Here is an 18,676-nt window from a genome sequence, read left to right as displayed (position 1 = left end):
AGGCGTTGGTAGTCCTGGTGAAAGGGAGTAGGTGGTGCGTTTAGGCAAATCCGGACGCACAACACTGAGACCCGAGACGAAGTCACCACGGTGACGAAGTCATTGATGCCCGGCTTCCAGGAAAAGCCTCTAAGCTTCAGATGTGTGTGAACCGTACCCCAAACCGACACAGGTGGTCGGGTAGAGAATACCAAGGCGCTTGAGAGAACTCGGGTGAAGGAACTAGGCAAAATAGTACCGTAACTTCGGGAGAAGGTACGCTGGAGCGGGTGAAGTCCCTTGCGGATGGAGCCTGAGCCAGTCGCAGTGACCAGGTGGCTGGGACTGTTTATCAAAAACACAGCACTGTGCAAACTCGTAAGAGGACGTATACGGTGTGACACCTGCCCGGTGCCGGAAGGTTAATTGATGGGGTTAGCCGCAAGGTGAAGCTCTTGATCGAAGCCCCGGTAAACGGCGGCCGTAACTATAACGGTCCTAAGGTAGCGAAATTCCTTGTCGGGTAAGTTCCGACCTGCACGAATGGTGTAACCATGGCCACGCTGTCTCCACCCGAGACTCAGTGAAATTGAAATCGCCGTGAAGATGCGGTGTACCCGCGGCTAGACGGAAAGACCCCGTGAACCTTTACTATAGCTTGGCACTGAACATTGACCCTACATGTGTAGGATAGGTGGGAGGCTGTGAAGCGGTGACGCCAGTTGCCGTGGAGCCGACCTTGAAATACCACCCTTGTATGTTTGATGTTCTAACGTAGGCCCCTAATCGGGGTTGCGGACAGTGCCTGGTGGGTAGTTTGACTGGGGCGGTCTCCTCCCAAAGCGTAACGGAGGAGCACGAAGGTTGGCTAAGTACGGTCGGACATCGTACGGTTAGTGCAATGGCATAAGCCAGCTTAACTGCGAGACGGACAGGTCGAGCAGGTGCGAAAGCAGGTCATAGTGATCCGGTGGTTCTGAATGGAAGGGCCATCGCTCAACGGATAAAAGGTACTCCGGGGATAACAGGCTGATACCGCCCAAGAGTTCATATCGACGGCGGTGTTTGGCACCTCGATGTCGGCTCATCACATCCTGGGGCTGAAGTCGGTCCCAAGGGTATGGCTGTTCGCCATTTAAAGTGGTACGCGAGCTGGGTTCAGAACGTCGTGAGACAGTTCGGTCCCTATCTGCCGTGGGCGTTGGATGATTGAGGGGGGTTGCTCCTAGTACGAGAGGACCGGAGTGAACGAACCGCTGGTGTTCGGGTTGTCATGCCAATGGCACTGCCCGGTAGCTAAGTTCGGAATCGATAACCGCTGAAAGCATCTAAGCGGGAAGCGAGCCCCGAGATGAGTCATCCCAGAGGTCTAGAACCTCCTGAAGGGCCGTCCGAGACTAGGACGTAGATAGGCAGGGTGTGGAAGCGTAGCGATACGTGCAGCTAACCTGTACTAATGACCCGTGCGGCTTAACCATACAACACCCAAGAAGTGTGAGACCTTGCAGGTCGAGAGCGAATTCATCAAAAGATAGCTTTTCCGGATTCCCAGTTTATGCCTGGCGGCGATAGCGTTGTGGTCCCACCTGACCCCATGCCGAACTCAGAAGTGAAACGCACCCGCGCCGATGATAGTGTGGCAGCTGCCATGTGAAAGTAGGTCACTGCCAGGCACCCAAATTTGTAGCGTCGATTAAATTCGACCGGTCCACTGAAGTGGACCCTACAAACCGCTTTTGCGGAGCGGTAGTTCAGTTGGTTAGAATACCGGCCTGTCACGCCGGGGGTCGCGGGTTCGAGCCCCGTCCGCTCCGCCATTACCTCAAAGCCCTGACCAGTTGGTCAGGGCTTTTTTGTTTTCTGCGTTATGACTCGACGAAGTTTACCTCTATCAGCACTAAGGCCGTGCACAGGTATTATAAAATTCCGTACAATGCCCGCCTTATTACAAGGGGGGATCATGCCGATTCAATTCAATAAACTAATCCTGTGGAATTTGCTGGCGGTGGTTGTTTTCGCCAGCTGGTACTGGTTGCCGGATCATGGTGTCTGGTTCCACATCGATAGCGCTGTCTTTTATTTTTTCAACAACAAGCTGGGTGAAAGTCAGGCTTGGGTCAATGCCGTGGCAGTTGCCAATAACAGGGCATTCGATGGCATCGCCTTGCTGGCCATGGGGCTGTTGTATTACCGCTATTATCGTAAGGCCAGCGTCGAGCAGCAGCGGCAACTGCTGATCATCGGCTTGCTGATGTTGTTGACCGCCGTAGGGCTGAACCAACTGGGCCGTGCCATACCTGTCGACAGACCCAGCCCGACCCTGACCTTCGACAACATTCACCGGCTGACCGAGTTGGCCGGCTTCAAGACCAAGGATTCTTCCGGCGACAGTTTTCCCGGTGATCATGGCCTGATGCTGATGATCTACACCGCCTTCGTCTGGCGCTATTTGTCTTGGAAGGCGGGTCTCTGGGGCTGCCTGTTCGTGGTGGTGTTTTCCGCCCCCAGAGTGATGGGAGGTGCCCACTGGTGGACCGATATCTATGTCGGTGCCCTGGCGGTGGCGGCCTTCGGCCTGGCCTGGCTGCTGCAGACCGGCCTGATGGATGCGGCCGTTTCCGGGCTGAACCGAAGGCTCCCCCGTCTCAAGGGTGCCTGAACTACTGCTGTTGAAACAGGGTCGGGATCTGGCGGATAAGCCAGCTCTTGGCCTTGCCCATGGCATCTCGCCGCCAGGCCAGCACCACGTCCGTGGTTTCCCGGCAACCGGTAGAGACTTCCTTCAACTCGCCCCTTTCCAGCATATCGCCCAACCAGGACAAGGGGACCGACGAGATCCCGAGCCCGGCCTTGACCGCGGTGATCTTGTCCTGCATGGTGCTGACGGTCAGCCGCGACTGCTTGTCGAACAGGCGGAAGGTCAGCGGGGGCTTGAAACGGGCGGTGTCGGCCACGGCGATGGCCCGGTAGCGGCTGAAGACTTCCTCGGTCAGTGGACCGGTTTCCTGATGGATGGGGTGAGCCGGATGGGCCACATAGACGAAGGTTTCCTGGTAGAGAAACTGGGTCTTGATGCCTGGACTCATCACCGCGTCTTCGCGTAGGGGGGTGATGGCCAGATCGGCGCGGCCGGTTTCCAGGGCCTCCCAGGTGCCGGCCAGTACCTCGTGGGCCAGCTTGATGTCGGTCTCGGTCTGGCGGGAGAGGGCATCCAGTACCGGGAACAGCCGCTCGCTGGGCATGATGCCGTCCACGGCCAGGGTGATGCGGGTTTCCCAGCCCCGCTCCAGGGCCCGGGCATCCTCCACCAGTTGGGTGGCGGCGTGCAGCAACTGGCGACCGCGTTCCAGCAGCAGTCGGCCTACCGGGGTGAACTGGGTCTTGTGACCGGAGCGATCGAAGAGCGCCAGATCCAGCTCGTCTTCCAGCTTCTGGATGGTGTAGCTGAGGGCCGAGGGGACCTTGCCCAGTTCGTCGGCGGCGGCGGCGAAGCTGCCCCGGCGTTCGATGGCATCCAGCACCCGCAGGGCTTCCAGGGTCAGGGCTTTTTCTCTAGACATAACTCGCTATCAGACAATTGGGATTCGCCCACAATAACGCAGCCGCCCGGCGGTTGCACTCATCCGCTAGAACCAGCCCATTCCTTTCAGCAGGGCCGCGCCCAGGCTGGTGCTGAGCAGGGAGCCCAGGGTGGTGACGGCGATGATATTGGCGGCCAGCACGGCGTTGCCGCCCATGGCGCGTACCATCACATAGCTGGCGGCGGCGGTAGGCGAGGCGTTGATCAGGAACAACATGGTCAGTTCGGCCCCACGAAAGCCCACCAGGTAGCCACCCAGGGTGATCAGGCCGGGAATGGCCAGCAGCCGCAGCAGGGCGACGGGAGGGACCAGGCCGGTTTCCTCCTGGCCCCGTTTCAGGCTCAGGGTGGCCCCGGTGCAGAGCAGCGCCACTGGCAGTGTCATCTGTGCCAGGTAATGGCCGGTCTTCATCAGCACGGCCGGCACCTGCCAGTCGCTGGCGGCGAAGGGCAGGGCCGCAACTATGCCGATGATCAGCGGATTCTGGGCAATGCCCTTGAGGATTTTACCCAGCTGCAGGCCCTGGCCCTGGTTCAGGCTGCGGTTCAGGGTCACCACCGCCAGTATGTTGAAGAGGATGGTGAGACAGGCGACATACATGGCAACGGATGCGACTCCCTGGGAACCGTAGGCATTGTTGACGTAGGCCAGGCCGACAATGCCCATGTTGGCGCGAAAGGCGCCCTGCACCAGTATGCCGCGCAGCCGTTGGTCGGGGGTCATGCGGCGGGCCAGCAGCTCCAGCAGCACAAAGGCCACCAGGGTGGCGCCGATGCCGTAGAGGATCAGCGCCGGGCTCGCCATCTGGCTGAAGTCGGTCTGGGCGATGCTGGTGAACAGCAGCATGGGCAGGGCGATATTGAACACCAGCTTACTGGCACCGTCGATAAAGCCTTCGTTCATCATCTGGGTGCGGCGCAGGGCGATGCCGAGCAGCAGCATCAGGCAGATGGGGCCGGTAATCGAAAGGGAAAACAGCAGGCTGTTGATAAGCTCGTTCATGGAAATCGCAATAAGAGGCAGGGGGGACTCAAGCATGCCGCGAGCAGAGGTGCAGGGCAATAGTCCTTGGTGTTGGCAGCAGTCATAAATGGAAAAAGGCGCATTGCCGCGCCTTTTTCCATTTATGACTGATAATCGCCCGCCCGCTCCGGCTGGTAATCGACGGCGGTGATGGTGACCTGCAGCATCTTGCCGTTGGGGCCGGGCCACTCGATGCTCTGGCCGACGGCCAGCCCCAGCAGGGCGCTGCCGATGGGAGCCAGTACCGAGATCTTGTCCTTGGCGCCGTCCATGTCGCGGGGATAGCACAGGGTCTTGGTGAAGGTTTCGTCACCGGCCATGGTGAACCTGATGGTCGAGTTCATGGTGACGATATTGTCCGGCATGTCGCTCGGTGCCACGACCCGGGCGCGGTCCAGCTCGTCCTCCAGCCGCCGGATGGCGGGAGAGTCGGGCTGGTTTTCGAGCAGGGCTTCAAGCCGGGCCAGATCCAGGGTGGAAATAGTAATAGGCGGCAACTGGGCCATATCAACCTCCATAAAAAAGCAGGCAACGCCGAAAGCGCTGCCTGAACCGATGCCTAAGATATACCCCAAGCCGGCGACTTAAGCCAGCCTTGTGGTTAGCAATTTGTGGGGAATGGCATGGAATTGCCACCCTGGGGTTAATTTTCGGGGTGACTTTGCGTTAAATCAAAAAAGCCCTGCGCTTTGTAGGGCAAACTGCCCGCCAGATATCCTACATACCTCAAAAGAAATAAGGACAGAGCATGAAAAAACTTTCCCTGCTGGTTGCCGCTGCGTTAATGGTCCCTGTCGCCCATGCCCACCAGGCCGGCGATATTCTGGTTCGGGGCGGTGCTGCTACTGTCAGCCCCAATAGCAGTGGTGACGATGTGTTGAATACCGGCTACCTCAATGCCGATACCAATACTCAGCTCGGTCTGACTCTGTCCTATATGATCACCGATAACTGGGGGGTTGAGCTGCTGGCCGCCACGCCATTTTCCCATTCTGTCAGCACTGCGGGTCTGGGCGAGGTCGCCAAGATAAAGCACCTGCCGCCGACGCTGATGGGGCAGTATTATTTCGGTGATGCTCAGGGCAAGGTGCGTCCCTATGTGGGTGCCGGCATCAACTACACCACTTTCTTCGATGAAAAGGGTCGTGGCGCCCTGGACGGAACCAGTGTCAAGCTCGACGATTCCTGGGGCCTGGCGGTCCAGGCCGGCCTGGATATGAAGGTCACTGACAACTGGTTTGTAAATGCCTCCGCCTGGTATATCGATATCGATACCGATGTGGAAACTGCGGTCGGAACCTTTAAAACCAATATCGATCCCATGGTGCTGATGGTGGGCCTGGGTTACCGTTTCTAGTCGATTTGCAATGTGGGTTGAGAGGTTTTAAACCTCGGCAGTGTTTGGGCAGACTAAGTCTGCCCTTTTTTATGACCGGAAAAGATCAGGCGATGGCGGCGGGTAGTTCAACCTGCTCCTTCACCTTGTCGACGATATAGCCGCCGATGGGAATGGCAGAGGTGGCCGCCGGCGAGGGGGCGTTGCAGACGTTGATGGTCCTCTTGGTGTTGACGAACAGGAAATCGTCCACCAACCGGCCATCCTTCGACACCGCCTGGGCGCGGATGCCGGCCGGGTAGGGCAGCAGATCGCTCACCTGCAGACTGGGGCAGTACTTGCGCACCAGCTCCAGGTAGCCGGCCTTGTTGAGGGAGTTTTTCATCTCGGTCAGCCCCGGCTTCAGGTTTTTCAGCAGCACCTTGAGGATGCCCGGGTAGGTGAACATCTCCAGGGTGTCCTTCAGCGAGATATCGCTCTTGTTGTAGCCTTCCCGCTTGAACGCCAGCACCGCATTGGGACCCACGGTGACGGTGCCGTCGATCATCCGGGTCAGGTGCACCCCGAGGAAGGGCATGTTCGGATCCGGGATCGGGTAGATCAGGTGGTTCACTATCTGGTTGTGCTCGGGCTTGAGCAGGTAGTATTCACCGCGGAAGGGGCAGATCTTGAACTCGGGCTCTATCCCCAGCATGCGCACCACCCGATCCGCCATCAGTCCGGAGCAGGACACCAGGTACTTGCCCTGGAACTCGCCCTGGCCGGTCTGCACCACCACCCGGCTGGCTTCCTCCCTCAGCCCGGTCACTTCGGCGTGGTAGCGGATCTCACCGCCCTGGCGCTCGAACTCCCGCCCCATGGCGGCGGTCACCTGCTTGTAGTTGACGATGCCGCTGGAGGGCACGAAGATGCCGCCCAGGCCGGTGATATTGGGCTCCCGTTCCTTCAGCTCATCGGCATTGAGCCAGTAGCGTTCCAGGCCGTTGGCCTCGCTCCTGTCCCACAACGCCTTCATCCGCTCCATTTCCAGTTCGCTGGTGGCCACCAGCAGCTTGCCGCATTCGTCATAGGGAATGGCGTGCTCCTGGCAAAACGCCTTGGTGGCGCGATTGCCCTCCAGACAGAACCTGGCCTTGAGGCTGCCCGGGGTATAGTAGACCCCGGCGTGGATCACGCCGCTGTTGTGGCCGGTCTGGTGTTGGGCCGGGCCGGATTCCTTCTCCAGCAACAGCATCTTGCTGTCCGGATAGGCTTTTTTCAGCTGCCAGGCGGTCGACATGCCGACGATGCCGCCGCCGATGATGATGAAATCAAACACTGCTCTGTTCACCTGTATGTTAGAGAGGCGAAAGCCGGGGCTGGCCCCGGCACCGTTATATGATTGTTGTATTACAAGGTGCCGCGCCCGGCGGCACCCTGTCAAAGCCTTTAGCCCTGGGTCGGGTTTTTCAGGGTCTTGGCATGGGTGAAGTAGCCGCGTTGGCGCATCAGCTCCCGGCGCAGGCCGTCATGGGCGATGAATTTGTCACGGCCATGCAGCCAGAAATGGTTGTTGATCAGCAGGAAGGAGCCGGTAGGCACCGGCACCGACAGCTTGCGGGCGCTGGTTTCCAGGGCCTCGGACAGATCCGCCAGCCAGACGCCTTCCTCGTAGTTCTTGGGCTGCACGAACTGGTCGATGTAGGCCATGATTGGCTGGCCACTGCGATCGGTGTCGAACACCGCGTGATAGACGTCCTTGGTGGTGTTCTTGCTGGGCGGCGCGGCCCAGCGCATCACCCGGCGGGCCATGGGGTCGGCGTAGAAGCGCTCCAGGTGCTCCCAGTCGTCCAGGTGCAGCAGCAAGGAGTTGCCGCCCTCCATGTTCTGCTCGTCGATCTTCAGCATCAGCACGTAGTCGGTATCCTGCTCGACGAAGGTGCCGTCGTTGTGCAGCTCCATCACCCGGTGGGCCTGACGCAGGTAGCTGTCGGAGTTGTCCTGATTCTGCACCACGAAGCGGGCGTAGTACTGGCCACTCATGGCGTCGAAGTTGGAGCGGCCGAACAGGTGGGCCACGGCGGTGGTGAACTTGACCATGTCTTCCGCCTGCGCGACCTTGTCCAGCCCTTCCGGGGTGATCAGCAGGGCGCCGGTGTCGCGATCCACCAGGGTGTTGACCAGCAGGGGCTGCAGCGCCTGGCCGCACAGCTCGTTGAGGATCTGGGCGACCCGAAAACGCAGGAAGGACTTGTATTCCAGCGCCTGTACCGGCCATGCGGTGGTGGCATCGAGGAAGGCCTTGACGGTCTTCTCGTCGAAGCGCAGCTCCAGCAGGCGTGCGGATTGGGCGGAAGGGGCCAGGCTGAAGCCCTGGTATTTGTGATTGACGAAATCGGCGGTGGCAACGTTGGACATGATGGCTTCCTTGTTATTTCACGTGGTGTAGGTTAAGGCGGTTAATATCGCTGTATTTATAAAATGTCGACATTTTTGATTTTTGTCAATGAATGGTGCTGATTTTATGATCTCCGTTGCAATTTCGTTATAATGGAGGGACGAAACTATGCAGGAACAGAGCATGAACAACCTCGACGCACCCCGGGAAAATCTGGCGCGAACGGCCTATCAGCAGCTGAAGCAGGACATCATCCGCAGCCACTTCGGCCCTGGCGAGAAGCTGTTGATGAGCACGCTCAAGAGCCGTTACGGCCTGGGTGTGAGCCCCTTGCGGGAGGCGCTGTCACAACTGGTGTCGGAACGGCTGGTCACCGCCGAGAGCCAGCGCGGTTTTCGGGTCAGCCCCATGTCGGTGGCGGAGTTGAAGGACATCTACGACGCCCGTGCCCAGCTCGAAGGACTGGTGGTGGAGCTGGCCATGGCCCGGGGCGACGATCTCTGGGAGGCGGGGGTGGTGGCGGCCCACCACGCCCTGGCCAAGGTGACCCACCTCGAATCGGTGGAGGAGCAGCTCAGCCAGTGGGACAGCCGCCACCAGGCCTTTCACAATGCGGTGGCCGCCGGTTGCCGCTCACCCCAGTTACTGGTGGTGCGCCAGACCCTGATGGATCAGGCGGCCCGTTATCGCTACCTGTGGCTGAAACGTACCGTGTTCAGCGAGCAGGCGCTGGCGGAGAAGCAGCGTGAACACCAGGCCCTGCTCGAGGCCATACTGGCGCGCAAGCCACAGGCAGTGGCCATGATGCGCGAACACCTGCACAGCCCCATCGCCATCATCGCTCAGGTGCTGGCCGAACAGGGTGTGCGCTGAGTTTTGCGGGATCGGGCTGCCCGATCCCGCCTTTCCCTTTATTCCCTCATTCTCTGTTCAGTCATAAATCCCACTCAAAAGAGTCTTTCTCTTCCATATATGTTTTTCAGTGCTAAAAAATTAGTGCTTATCACTTTTTAAAAAGAAGTCCTTGCCCCCAGAAGTGCAGCGGTGTAAATATAAAGCCATTCAGACGTCTAAACGTCTTTATAGCCGAAGAGAGCACGGAGATAACAACAATGGCTTTGTCACACAACCTGGGGTTTCCCCGCATCGGTAACCGCCGCCAACTGAAGTTCGCCCTCGAGTCCTACTGGAAAGGGCAGTCCGATGCCGGCGAACTCGACACCATCGCCCGGCAGACCCGCAAGGCGGTACGCCAGTACCAGCAGGGGCTGGATCTGCAACCGGTGGGCGATTTTTCCTTCTACGACCATGTGCTGGACACCAGCGCCCTGCTGGGAGTCATTCCCGCCCGTTTTGGCCAGGACGACAAGGTGCCGGTAAGCCTGGACACCTATTTCCGCGTGGCCCGCGGCCGGGCGCCGACCGGCGAAGACACCTTCGCCAGCGAGATGACCAAGTGGTTCGACACCAACTACCACTACCTGGTACCGGAAATCGCCGCCGATCAGGCGTTCCGCCTGGCCAGCACCAAGCTGTTCGATGAAGTGCAGGAAGCCAGGGCGCAGGGCATTGCCGTCAAGCCGGTGCTGCTGGGGCCGGTGACCTGGCTGTACCTGGCCAAGGTCAAGGGCGAGGAGTTCGACCGGCTGACCCTGCTGCCCCGACTGCTGGAAGCGTACCGGCAGATCCTGGACAAGCTGGCCGCCCAGGGCGTGGAATGGCTGCAGATCGACGAGCCGCTGCTGGTGCTGGATCTGGCGCCCGGGTGGCAGCAGGCGGTGACCCAAGCCTACGCCGAGCTGGCCCAGGCCGAGCTCAAGCTGCTGCTGACCACCTACTTCGCCCCCCTGGCCGACAACCTGGCGCTGGTGAGCCGACTGCCGGTGGCCGGCCTGCACGTGGACGCGGTGCTGGGCGACAGCCTCGACACCATCGCCGCCGCCTGGCCCCAGGACAAGGTGCTGTCGGTGGGTATCGTCAACGGCCGCAACATCTGGGCCAACGATCTGCGCGCCTCGCTGAACAAGCTCAAGCCCCTGGCCGAGCGCTACGGTGACAAGCTGTGGATAGCTCCCTCCTGCTCGCTGCTGCACTCGCCGGTGGATCTGGACTCGGAAGACCAGCTCGATCAGGAGCTGAAATCCTGGCTGGCCTTCGCCGCCCAGAAGGTGCAGGAAGTGATCATCCTGACCCGGGGCATCAACCAGGGTGAAACGGCCATCGCCGCCGAGCTGGCCGCCTCCGATGCCAGAGTGGCGTCACGCCAGATCTCCAGGCGTATTCACAACGAGGCGGTCAAGGCGCGGGTGGCGGCCATCAAGGCCGGCGACGACCAGCGCGGCGTCCCCTATGCGGAGCGGGTCCGGGCGCAGGCGGCCAAGCTGCAACTGTCGCTGTTCCCCACCACCACCATCGGCTCCTTTCCCCAGACCGCCGAGATCCGCGCCCTGCGCCGGGATTACAAGGCGAGCAGCCTCGATGAGCAGGCCTACGAAGAAGGCATCAAGGGCCATATCAAGCAAGCCATCGATGAGCAGGAAGCCCTGGGGCTGGACGTGTTCGTGCACGGCGAGGCCGAGCGCAACGACATGGTGGAGTATTTCGGCGAGTTGCTGGAAGGCTTTGCCTTCACCCGCTTCGGCTGGGTACAGAGCTACGGCTCCCGCTGCGTCAAGCCGCCCATCATCTTCGGCGACGTCTGGCGCGCCAAGCCGATGACCGTCAGCTGGACCCAGTACGCCCAGAGCCTGACCGACAAGCCGGTCAAGGGCATGCTCACCGGCCCGGTGACCATTTTGTCCTGGTCCTTCCCGCGGGAAGACGAGAGCGACCTCAATTCCGCCTACCAGATCGCCCTGGCCCTGCGTGACGAGGTGGCGGATCTGGAAGCGGCCGGGGTGGGCATCATCCAGATCGACGAGCCGGCTTTCCGCGAGCTGATGCCGCTGCGCAAGGCGCCCCAGGCGGCCTACCTGGCCTGGGCCGAAAAGGCCTTCCGCCTGAGCGCCTCCGTGGTGGCGGACACTACTCAGATCCACACCCATATGTGTTATTCTGAGTTCAACGAAATCATCGAGTCCATCGCCCGCCTGGATGCGGACGTGATCACCATCGAAACCTCCCGTTCCGACATGGAACTCTTGGATGTGTTCCGGGACTTCGCCTATCCCAACGAAATAGGCCCGGGGGTTTACGACATTCACTCGCCGCGGATCCCCTCGGTGCAGGAGATGGTCAAACTGATCGAAAAAGCCGTGGAGCGCCTGCCCAAGGAGCGCATCTGGGTCAACCCCGACTGTGGTCTCAAGACCCGCAACTGGGAGGAAACCCGCGCGGCCCTGGCCAACATGGTGGTGGCCACCCGCGAACTGCGGGCCGCCTACGCCGAGGCTCAGGTATAACTATCATTATTGAATAAGCAATCAGGAGACAATCATGGCTTTTCACAGCGCGCGTCATGTCGAGGCGCTCAACCAATCGCTGGCCGAACTGAACGGCGATATCAATGTGTCATTCGAGTTCTTTCCGCCCAACAGCGAGCAGATGGAGCAGACTCTGTGGCACTCCATCGAGCGGTTGAAGACGCTGGCGCCCAAGTTTGTCTCCGTGACCTACGGCGCCAACTCCGGCACCCGGGATCGCACCCACAAGGTGATCAAGGACATCCAGGACAAGACCGGCCTGGTGGCCGCGCCGCACCTGACCTGCATCGATGCCAGCCGCGATGAACTGCGCGGCATCGCCCGGGACTACTGGAACAGCGGCATTCGCCAGATAGTGGCGCTGCGCGGCGACCTGCCCCAGGGCATGGAAAAGCCGGACATGTACGCCGCCGATCTGGTGAGCCTGCTAAGGGAAGAGGCCGACTTCGACATCTCGGTGGCGGCCTATCCCGAGGTGCACCCGGAGGCGAAGAGCGCCCAGGCTGACCTGCTCAGCCTGAAGCGCAAGATCGACGCGGGTGCCAACCGGGCCATTACCCAGTTCTTCTTCGACGTCGAGTCCTACCTGCGCTTTCGCGATCGCTGCGTGACCATCGGCATCGATGTGGAGATAGTGCCGGGCATACTGCCGGTGTCCAACTACCAAACCCTGATCAAGTTCGCCGGCTTCTCCAACGTCAAGATCCCGGGCTGGATGCACCAGCGTTACCAGGGGTTGGACGACGATCAGAATACCCGCAACCTGGTAGGCGCCAGCATCGCCATGGATCAGGTGCGGGTACTGAGCCGGGAAGGGGTGAAGGATTTCCACTTCTACACCCTGAACCGCTCCGAGCTGACCTACGCCATCTGCCACACCCTGGGCGTGCGGCCCCAAGCGGCCAAGTAATCCCCTGCTGATAAGCAAAGCCCCCGCAGGCCTGACCTGCGGGGGCTTTTTGTTGGTTGTGTCTCAGCCGGCCCGGAACCTCAGCAGCCGCAGGGCGTTGAGGGTGACCAGGGCGGTGGCGCCGGTGTCGGCCAGCACCGCCAGCCAGAGTCCCGTGAGTCCGGTCAGGCTGGTGATCAGGAAGATGGCCTTGAGCCCCAGCGCCAGGGTGACGTTCTGGCGGATGTTGGCGTGGGTGGCGCGGGACAGCCGGATGGCGTCCGCCAGCCCGGTCAGCCGGTTGTGGCCGAGGGCGACGTCGGCGCTGTCCAGCGCCACGTCGGTGCCCTGACCCATGGCGATGCCCACGCCGGCCCGGCGCAGCGCCGGGGCGTCGTTGATGCCGTCCCCCACCATGGCCAGGCAGCCTTTCCGGCCGAGCCGTTCCACTTCTGCCAGCTTGTCCTCGGGTTTCAGTCCGGCCCGGTAGCCGATACCGAGTTCGCCGGCGACGCGGGCCGCCGCCTGCTGGTGATCCCCGGTCAGCATCAGGCAATCGATGTTCAGGGCCCGAAGGGCACGGATGCCGGCTTCCGCGTCCTCCCTCAGTTGGTCGGCCAGGGCGAACAGGGCGACGACCCGGGTCCCCAGGGCCAGCACCACCAGGGTCTGGGCCCGCTGGCGGAACTGGTCGATGGTTGCTTGCTGCCCCTCGCTCAGGGTGCCGGTGGGCAGGTGTTCCGGGGTACAGAGCAGCAGCCGCTGCCCCTGCCAATCCCCCTCCATGCCGGCCCCGGGCAGGGTACGCCGGTGGGACAGCGTCGGGGGCGTTAGCCCGGCCTGCTCGGCGGCCGTCACCAGGGCCCGGGCCAGGGGATGATGGGAGCCGGCTTCCAGCCCCGCCGCCAGGGTCAGCGCCTGTTCCCGGCGGTAGGGCGGGTAGACGGTCAGGGCGGTCAGCGCCGGCTGGCCCCGGGTCAGGGTGCCGGTCTTGTCGAAGGCCAGGGTGTCGACGCGGGCGAGCTGCTCCAGGGCGGCGCCCCCCTTGATCAGCACGCCCAGCCGGGTGGCGGCGGCCAGGGCCGACGCCACCGCCGCCGGTGTGCTGATCACCAGGGCGCAGGGGCAGCCGATCAGCAGCAGCGCCAGGCCCCGGTAGATCCAGGTCTGCCAGTCGGCGCCCAGGACCAGGGGCGGCAGCAGTATCACCAGCAGGGCAGCCAGCATCATCGCCGGGGTGTACCAGCGACTGAAGCGTTCGATAAAGCGGGCGATGGGGGCCCGGCTGGCCTCGGCCTGCTCCATCAGGTGCAGGATGCGATCCACGGTGTTGTCGCCCGGGGCCGAGGTTACCCGCAGCCGCACCGCCACGTCCACCACCAGGCTGCCGGCGGCCAGCCGCTCGCCTTCCTTGCGCTCCACCGGCAACGACTCGCCGGTGACGGTGCTCTCGTCGAAGGCGGCGAGCGGGGTCAGCAGCACGCCGTCCACCGGCAGCCGCCCGCCCGGATGCACTTCAATCTCGTCGCCGGGGCCGAGCCGCCCGGCGTCCACCGGCTCAAGTCCGTTCGCCGTGACCTTCAGGGCGCGGTCCGGCACCAGGGCCATCAGCGCCTTCACTCCCTGGCGGGCCCGGCTGGCGGCCAGGCTCTCCAGTTTTTCCCCCATCATGAACAGCAGCAAGACCATGGCCGCCTCGGCGGTTTCCCCCAGGAAGAGGGCGCCGGTGGCGGCCACCGTCATCAGGGTCTCGATGGAGAAAGGCGAGCCGCTGCGGGCCAGGCGCCAGGCCTGGCGGGCGATGGGCACCAGCCCCCAGAGGGTGGCCAGGGTAAAGAGTGCCGAGCCGGCGGGAGCGGACAGCCGGACACCGGCGGCGCCGGCCAGCATCAGCGCCAGCAGGAGCAGGATATCCCGGTAGCGACGCCACCAGGGGGCGCCGCTACCGGGCGCCGTCGTCCGGGCGGGCAGGGGAGTAAAGCCGGCGGCGGTGATGGCCTGCTCCACTGTGGCGGGGGTGATTTCCGGGGTCAGCCGCACCTGCAATCGCTCGGTGGCGAAGCGCACTTCGGCGCTCAGCACACCGGGCAGGCGGCGCACCGCGGTCTCAATCTTGGCGGCGCAGCTGGGGCAGTCCATGCCGGCGATGCGCCAGTGGTGGCGACTGCCCCGCCTGTCGTCCTCCTCGTCGGACGGCGGTCCGTCCGGCCTGTCGGCGTCATCGGTGGCGACAGCCGGAGCCGCGCAGCAGGGGGCCTGTTCGGTACGGGGCGCGCAGCCCGCATCGTGGCGATGTCCGGCGGCGTTCGCCTTGGAATGATGGTGATGACAGCAGTGTCCCATGGTGATCTCCTGATGATGGCTTTTACCCGTTATGCAGTTCAGTCAAGGCGTCTCGGGGCAGACCGCCGCCACGCCAACAGGCAGCAGAAAGTGTCGCCCTCACTTCTTGCCTGCTGCGAACTTCCCCCGGAAGTTCGGTCAGGCAAAAAGCTCGGGACTAGCGAGCAAGCTCGCCCCTGTATGCTCGGCGATGGCATCCCTGCCATCGACGGTTGGCTTAGGCGGTGGCCAGCCCCTCTTGGCAGACAAGCTCTGGGCTTTTACCCGGAGTTTAGACCCTGGAGGCACCTCCAGGGTCAATAGCCGGCAGCACGGCGCGGGCGTGCTCGATCAGCCGGCGCGACAGCAGCTTGTGCACGCCCCGCTCCAGCAACCAGCGGTGCCAGTACAGGGGCTGGATCAGGCGGCCTTGCGGATGCAGTTCGAGCAAGCGGCCGGCCGTCAGATCCCCGGCGATCATCTGCCGGGGAATCAGGCAGTAGGCAGCGCCGGCCCGGGCGATGGCCACAAACGCCTCGGAGGAGCGCACCGCGTGGCAGGGATAGCTGCCGGCGGGCAGGCCGAAGTGGCGCGCTATGTAGCGGTCGTGCATGTCGTCCTTCTGGTCGAAGGCCACCGCCGGTGCCCGGCGCAGGGCATCCTGGGTCAGGCCGTCGGCAAAGTGGCGCGCGCGGAAGCCGGGCGTGGCCACCAGCAGGTAGTCCATCTGGCCCAGGGGATCGCAGCGGCAACCGGGCAGGGGCTCGGCATTGATGCTGATGGCGCCGAAGGCCTCGCCGCTCCTGAGCCGGTCCAGGGTGCGGGATTCGTCTTCGATCAGCAGGTTGAGCTCGATGGGATGGCCGTGCAACAGGGGAGTGAGCGCCGGGATCAGCCAGGTGGCCAGGCTGTCGGCGTTGGTGGCGATGGTCACCCCCAGAGGTTTTTGCGGTGCATCCGGCAGTAGATCGGCCATCACGGCGTTTTCCAGCTGGCTGACCTGGCGATAGTGGGCCAGCAGCCGGCGGCCCGCTTCCGTGGGGCGGGGCGGCTGGCCGCGCACCAACAGGGGCTGGGCCAGGCGTTGCTCCAGCTGCTTGATACGCTGGGACACCGCCGACTGGGTCAGGTGCAGCTGGCGCGCGGCCCCCTCGAAACTCTGTTCACTCACCACCCGGTCGAGGGCGGTCAGCAGTTTATAGTCCAGTTCGCTCATTAAAATTTCTTATTAACCTCAATTTTTATTAGTTTTACTTAATTTTAGGGGCGCTCTAGTCTGGCCGCCAGTCGGCAAGATAAACGGGAGCGAGATCATGTATTGGTTACCCTGGATACAGGGCTTCACCCTGGGGGCGGGGCTCATCATCCCCATCGGCGCGCAGAATGCCTTCGTGCTCAACCAGGGCATCCGGCGCCAGCACCACCTGCTGGTGGCGGCCATCTGCAGCCTGTTCGACGTGCTGCTGATCAGCCTGGGCGTGTTCGGCGGCGGCGCCGCCCTGCAGGCCCACGGCCTGCTGTACTGGGGCATCAGCCTGGCGGGCATGGCCTTTCTGCTGCTGTACGGCGCCCACTGCTGGCGCCGGGTCTTCCGGCACGGGCAGCAACTGGCGGTGGACGGCCGGGAGCGGGGGCTGAAGGCGGTGATTATCGGGGTACTGGCGGTGACCCTGCTCAATCCCCAGGTCTATATCGAAACCCTGATGATACTGGGCTCGGTGGGCGGTGGCTTCGCCGAGGAGCACAAGTGGGCCTTCGCCCTGGGTTGCATCAGCGCCTCGCTGGGCTGGTTCTTCACCCTGGCGCTGGCGGCGGCGCGGATGAGTGCCTGGCTCGTCCGGCCCTGGGTGCAGAAGGCGATGGACGCGGCCATCGGCACCCTGATGTGGCTGCTGGCCGGCAAGCTGGCGCTGGGGTTGGCGGCCGTCGGGACGCCGCTATAACAGCTCCGCCAGCCGCGTCTGCTGTGCCAGCCGGGCCCGCTGAATATCCAGGGTGACCTGCTCCACCAGGGCGTCCACCTCGGCCGGGGCCATAAAACCCTGGCTGAAGCCGGGGCAGGCCGGATCCAGGTGGCGGCGGGCCGCCAGTACCAGGTGGGCGATCAGCTCCCGCACCGGCTCTATGCCCACCGCCACCCGGATGGTGGTGGCACTGATGCCGGCGGCGGCCAGGGCGTCGGCGTCCAGCTCCGAATGGGAGGTCTGCGCCGGGCAGAGCACCAGGGTGTTGGTCTGGCCCAGGCTCACCATGTGGCCGAAGGCCGGCTCCAGGGCGTCGAAGAAACGCACGAAGGCGTCCCGGGGCAGCCCGGCGCCTTCCATGTCGAAGGTGAACAGGGGGCAGGGCAGTCCCAGGTGGAGCAACTCTTGGCGCAGGGGGCTGTTGGGGTGCCGGTCCAGGGCGTGGGAGCCGACCCGCAGGCGCGGGTGGGAGGCGAGAAAGCGGGCCAACACCAGGGTATTGATGCCCTTGGCCAACATGCGCAGCTCCAGGGTCTTGAGCCCGGTCAGCACCTCGTAGGCCTTGTCCGCGTCGAGGAAGGCGCCCTTGACGTAGTAGCACTGCCAGAACAGGGTGTGTTGCCAGCCCGGCTCGCCCTTGGGCAGAAACATCAGCGGCTGGCGGCCGATGACGACGCCGGCGGTGGTGCTGCCGGTGCCGGCCATGTCCTTGGTGCAGGAATGCACCACGAAGTCGGGGCGCTCCGCCGGCTCCGCCTGCTGCAGAGGGCGGAACAGCACCGGCGTGGCCAGGGTGGCGTCCAACATCACCAGGGCGCCGGCCTCGTGGGCCAGACGGCAGATGCCGGGCACGTCCAGCATCAGGCCGTGGGGGTTGCAGGGAGACTCCAGATAGACCCGCAGCCGCGCGCCGGCGGCCAGCGCTTCACGGCGATCCGCCAGCACCCGGTTGAGGGCCAGACGGAAATCCCGGGCCTCGGTGCCGTCGAACCATTCCAGCCGGATGCCGAGCTTCTCCGGCCGGGCGTAGTAGTCCTGCAGCAGCTGGTGCACGCCGCCGTAGAGGTTACGGCTGACCAGCAGGATGTCGCCCCGCTCCAGCAGGGTGCCGAGCAGGGCGTCGATGGCCGCCATGCCGGAGTTGAAGGTCAGGGCCAGGTAGTCGGTGCTGTCGGGGCCGGCCTCCAGCTCCACCAGGGTGTTGGCCAGGGCCAGGGCGGTGGGGTTGAGCAGGCGGCTGTAGATGGGATGGGTGCTCTCCCGGCCCTGGAAGGCGTCGTCTATCCATTCGGTGCAGGCATAGATGTAGGTGGCGGTGCGCACTATCGGCGGGTTGGCGCCGAACAGCATGGGGACCCGGTCGAACAGGGGATAGGCGCCCTTGGCCAGGAGGGAGGCCGGTTCGAGCCCGAGGCCGCGCCACTGGGCGCGGAAGGGGGCCTGCAGGTTGTCCAGCACCTTGGCTAGCTGGAAGACGAGGAACTTCTTGGCGTTGAAACGGCTGATGCGTTCTTCCGGCGGCAGCTTGTCCAGGCTTTCTTGGGTGAGTCGCCAGAGGGCGTGGATGTCCTGGTTGGTGCGATAGAGGCCGAGTGCGGCTCCGGCCAGGTGCTGGCCGAAAGGGCTGGCGGGATCGATACCGAAGTGGCGCAACTGCTCCCGGACCAGGGTGTCTTCGCTGTCGCCCCTATGGCTGTGGCGCAGGGGCGAGAGTTCCGGATTGACGGCCATGGTGGCTCCTTGACGAGGGAGGGACTAGCAATGTTAAGAATAGGTGAAGATA

The 18,676-nt window shown here is 63.1% G+C and carries 14 protein-coding genes, 1 tRNA gene and 2 rRNA genes (1 of these 17 running past the window's edge); 9 read left to right on the top strand and 8 right to left on the bottom strand.

The genetic code is table 11. The features are described from left to right. The 4 genes from ACT7DK_RS18215 to ACT7DK_RS18200 all read left to right on the top strand — a co-directional run. Positions 1-1,457: ribosomal RNA gene (locus ACT7DK_RS18215) — 23S ribosomal RNA — on the top strand; it begins 1,434 nt to the left of the window's first position. An 80-nt stretch (positions 1,458-1,537) separates the two neighbouring features. Then, positions 1,538-1,652, top strand: a 5S ribosomal RNA gene (gene rrf / locus ACT7DK_RS18210). A gap of 67 nt (positions 1,653-1,719) precedes the next feature. Next, positions 1,720-1,796: transfer RNA gene (locus ACT7DK_RS18205), tRNA-Asp, on the top strand. A gap of 143 nt (positions 1,797-1,939) precedes the next feature. Continuing rightward, positions 1,940-2,638 carry a phosphatase PAP2 family protein gene (locus ACT7DK_RS18200; protein WP_445401654.1) on the top strand — a complete coding sequence of 233 codons (699 nt, stop codon included), beginning with the start codon at positions 1,940-1,942 and terminating at the stop codon, positions 2,636-2,638. Position 2,639: 1 nt separating this feature from the next. On the opposite strand, the gene ACT7DK_RS18195 is transcribed toward ACT7DK_RS18200, so the two are convergent. The 3 genes from ACT7DK_RS18195 to rnk all read right to left on the bottom strand — a co-directional run bounded on the left by ACT7DK_RS18195 (position 2,640) and on the right by rnk (position 5,089). Next, positions 2,640-3,539, bottom strand: coding sequence for a LysR family transcriptional regulator (locus tag ACT7DK_RS18195; RefSeq protein ID WP_445401652.1), 900 nt, complete (start codon positions 3,537-3,539; stop codon positions 2,640-2,642). A 66-nt stretch (positions 3,540-3,605) separates the two neighbouring features. Beyond that, complete coding sequence (locus ACT7DK_RS18190) at positions 3,606-4,562, bottom strand: AEC family transporter (RefSeq protein WP_445401650.1); 957 nt, start codon at positions 4,560-4,562, stop codon at positions 3,606-3,608. A gap of 122 nt (positions 4,563-4,684) precedes the next feature. Continuing rightward, positions 4,685-5,089, bottom strand: coding sequence for a nucleoside diphosphate kinase regulator (rnk, locus tag ACT7DK_RS18185; RefSeq protein WP_094041004.1), 405 nt, complete (start codon positions 5,087-5,089; stop codon positions 4,685-4,687). 242 nt (positions 5,090-5,331) lie between these two features. Here rnk and ACT7DK_RS18180 point away from each other — a divergent pair, with 242 nt between their 5' ends. Continuing rightward, positions 5,332-5,940: an OmpW family outer membrane protein gene (locus ACT7DK_RS18180; protein WP_445401647.1), complete on the top strand. Its 609-nt coding sequence runs from the start codon at positions 5,332-5,334 to the stop codon at positions 5,938-5,940. Positions 5,941-6,025: 85 nt separating this feature from the next. On the opposite strand, the gene lhgO is transcribed toward ACT7DK_RS18180, so the two are convergent. Together lhgO and glaH are read right to left on the bottom strand one after the other, a co-directional pair. Further along, positions 6,026-7,237: an L-2-hydroxyglutarate oxidase gene (lhgO, locus tag ACT7DK_RS18175; RefSeq protein ID WP_445401645.1), complete on the bottom strand. Its 1,212-nt coding sequence runs from the start codon at positions 7,235-7,237 to the stop codon at positions 6,026-6,028. Positions 7,238-7,347: 110 nt separating this feature from the next. Then, on the bottom strand, positions 7,348-8,316 hold the full coding sequence (gene glaH / locus ACT7DK_RS18170) for a glutarate dioxygenase GlaH (protein ID WP_445401643.1): 969 nt from the start codon (positions 8,314-8,316) through the stop codon (positions 7,348-7,350). A gap of 163 nt (positions 8,317-8,479) precedes the next feature. Between glaH and csiR the strand changes: the two genes are divergently transcribed. From csiR to metF, 3 genes are all read left to right on the top strand, one after another. Continuing rightward, positions 8,480-9,169 carry a DNA-binding transcriptional regulator CsiR gene (gene csiR / locus ACT7DK_RS18165; RefSeq protein WP_445401641.1) on the top strand — a complete coding sequence of 230 codons (690 nt, stop codon included), beginning with the start codon at positions 8,480-8,482 and terminating at the stop codon, positions 9,167-9,169. Positions 9,170-9,408: 239 nt separating this feature from the next. After that, entirely contained in the window at positions 9,409-11,697 is a 2,289-nt protein-coding gene (gene metE / locus ACT7DK_RS18160) for a 5-methyltetrahydropteroyltriglutamate--homocysteine S-methyltransferase (RefSeq protein ID WP_445401639.1), read from the top strand. A gap of 34 nt (positions 11,698-11,731) precedes the next feature. Continuing rightward, positions 11,732-12,628 carry a methylenetetrahydrofolate reductase gene (metF, locus tag ACT7DK_RS18155; RefSeq protein WP_445401637.1) on the top strand — a complete coding sequence of 299 codons (897 nt, stop codon included), beginning with the start codon at positions 11,732-11,734 and terminating at the stop codon, positions 12,626-12,628. A 63-nt stretch (positions 12,629-12,691) separates the two neighbouring features. On the opposite strand, the gene ACT7DK_RS18150 is transcribed toward metF, so the two are convergent. Together ACT7DK_RS18150 and ACT7DK_RS18145 are read right to left on the bottom strand one after the other, a co-directional pair. Further along, positions 12,692-14,950 (bottom strand): heavy metal translocating P-type ATPase, encoded by a 2,259-nt coding sequence (locus ACT7DK_RS18150; RefSeq protein WP_445401635.1) that lies wholly within the window; start codon positions 14,948-14,950, stop codon positions 12,692-12,694. Between the two features lie 271 nt (positions 14,951-15,221). Continuing rightward, entirely contained in the window at positions 15,222-16,145 is a 924-nt protein-coding gene (locus tag ACT7DK_RS18145; RefSeq protein ID WP_445401633.1) for a LysR family transcriptional regulator ArgP, read from the bottom strand. Between the two features lie 97 nt (positions 16,146-16,242). Between ACT7DK_RS18145 and ACT7DK_RS18140 the strand changes: the two genes are divergently transcribed. Continuing rightward, entirely contained in the window at positions 16,243-16,872 is a 630-nt protein-coding gene (locus ACT7DK_RS18140; RefSeq protein ID WP_445401631.1) for a LysE/ArgO family amino acid transporter, read from the top strand. Here ACT7DK_RS18140 and ACT7DK_RS18135 read toward each other — a convergent pair. After that, a complete protein-coding gene (locus ACT7DK_RS18135) occupies positions 16,867-18,624 on the bottom strand; it encodes a trans-sulfuration enzyme family protein (protein WP_445401629.1) in 1,758 nt (585 codons plus the stop codon). The two genes, ACT7DK_RS18140 and ACT7DK_RS18135, sit on opposite strands and share 6 nt — an antisense overlap. Positions 18,625-18,676: the final 52 nt, after the last annotated feature.

Source organism: Zobellella sp. An-6 (assembly GCF_052487945.1).
The sequence above is the reverse complement of the archived record's forward strand: the minus strand, read 5'-3'. Positions and strand labels throughout refer to the sequence as shown.

Excerpts from the sequence above, each read along its gene's own strand:
- ACT7DK_RS18190 (WP_445401650.1), bottom strand. The coding sequence starts at position 4,562 with ATGAACGAGCTTATCAACAGCCTGCTGTTTTCCCTTTCGATTACCGGC.
- ACT7DK_RS18180 (WP_445401647.1), top strand. The coding sequence starts at position 5,332 with ATGAAAAAACTTTCCCTGCTGGTTGCCGCTGCGTTAATGGTCCCTGTC.
- glaH (WP_445401643.1), bottom strand. The coding sequence starts at position 8,316 with ATGTCCAACGTTGCCACCGCCGATTTCGTCAATCACAAATACCAGGGC.
- ACT7DK_RS18135 (WP_445401629.1), bottom strand. The coding sequence starts at position 18,624 with ATGGCCGTCAATCCGGAACTCTCGCCCCTGCGCCACAGCCATAGGGGC.
- rnk (WP_094041004.1), bottom strand. The coding sequence starts at position 5,089 with ATGGCCCAGTTGCCGCCTATTACTATTTCCACCCTGGATCTGGCCCGG.
- metE (WP_445401639.1), top strand. The coding sequence starts at position 9,409 with ATGGCTTTGTCACACAACCTGGGGTTTCCCCGCATCGGTAACCGCCGC.
- ACT7DK_RS18195 (WP_445401652.1), bottom strand. The coding sequence starts at position 3,539 with ATGTCTAGAGAAAAAGCCCTGACCCTGGAAGCCCTGCGGGTGCTGGAT.
- csiR (WP_445401641.1), top strand. The coding sequence starts at position 8,480 with ATGAACAACCTCGACGCACCCCGGGAAAATCTGGCGCGAACGGCCTAT.
- metF (WP_445401637.1), top strand. The coding sequence starts at position 11,732 with ATGGCTTTTCACAGCGCGCGTCATGTCGAGGCGCTCAACCAATCGCTG.
- ACT7DK_RS18150 (WP_445401635.1), bottom strand. The coding sequence starts at position 14,950 with ATGGGACACTGCTGTCATCACCATCATTCCAAGGCGAACGCCGCCGGA.
- ACT7DK_RS18145 (WP_445401633.1), bottom strand. The coding sequence starts at position 16,145 with ATGAGCGAACTGGACTATAAACTGCTGACCGCCCTCGACCGGGTGGTG.
- ACT7DK_RS18140 (WP_445401631.1), top strand. The coding sequence starts at position 16,243 with ATGTATTGGTTACCCTGGATACAGGGCTTCACCCTGGGGGCGGGGCTC.
- ACT7DK_RS18200 (WP_445401654.1), top strand. The coding sequence starts at position 1,940 with ATGCCGATTCAATTCAATAAACTAATCCTGTGGAATTTGCTGGCGGTG.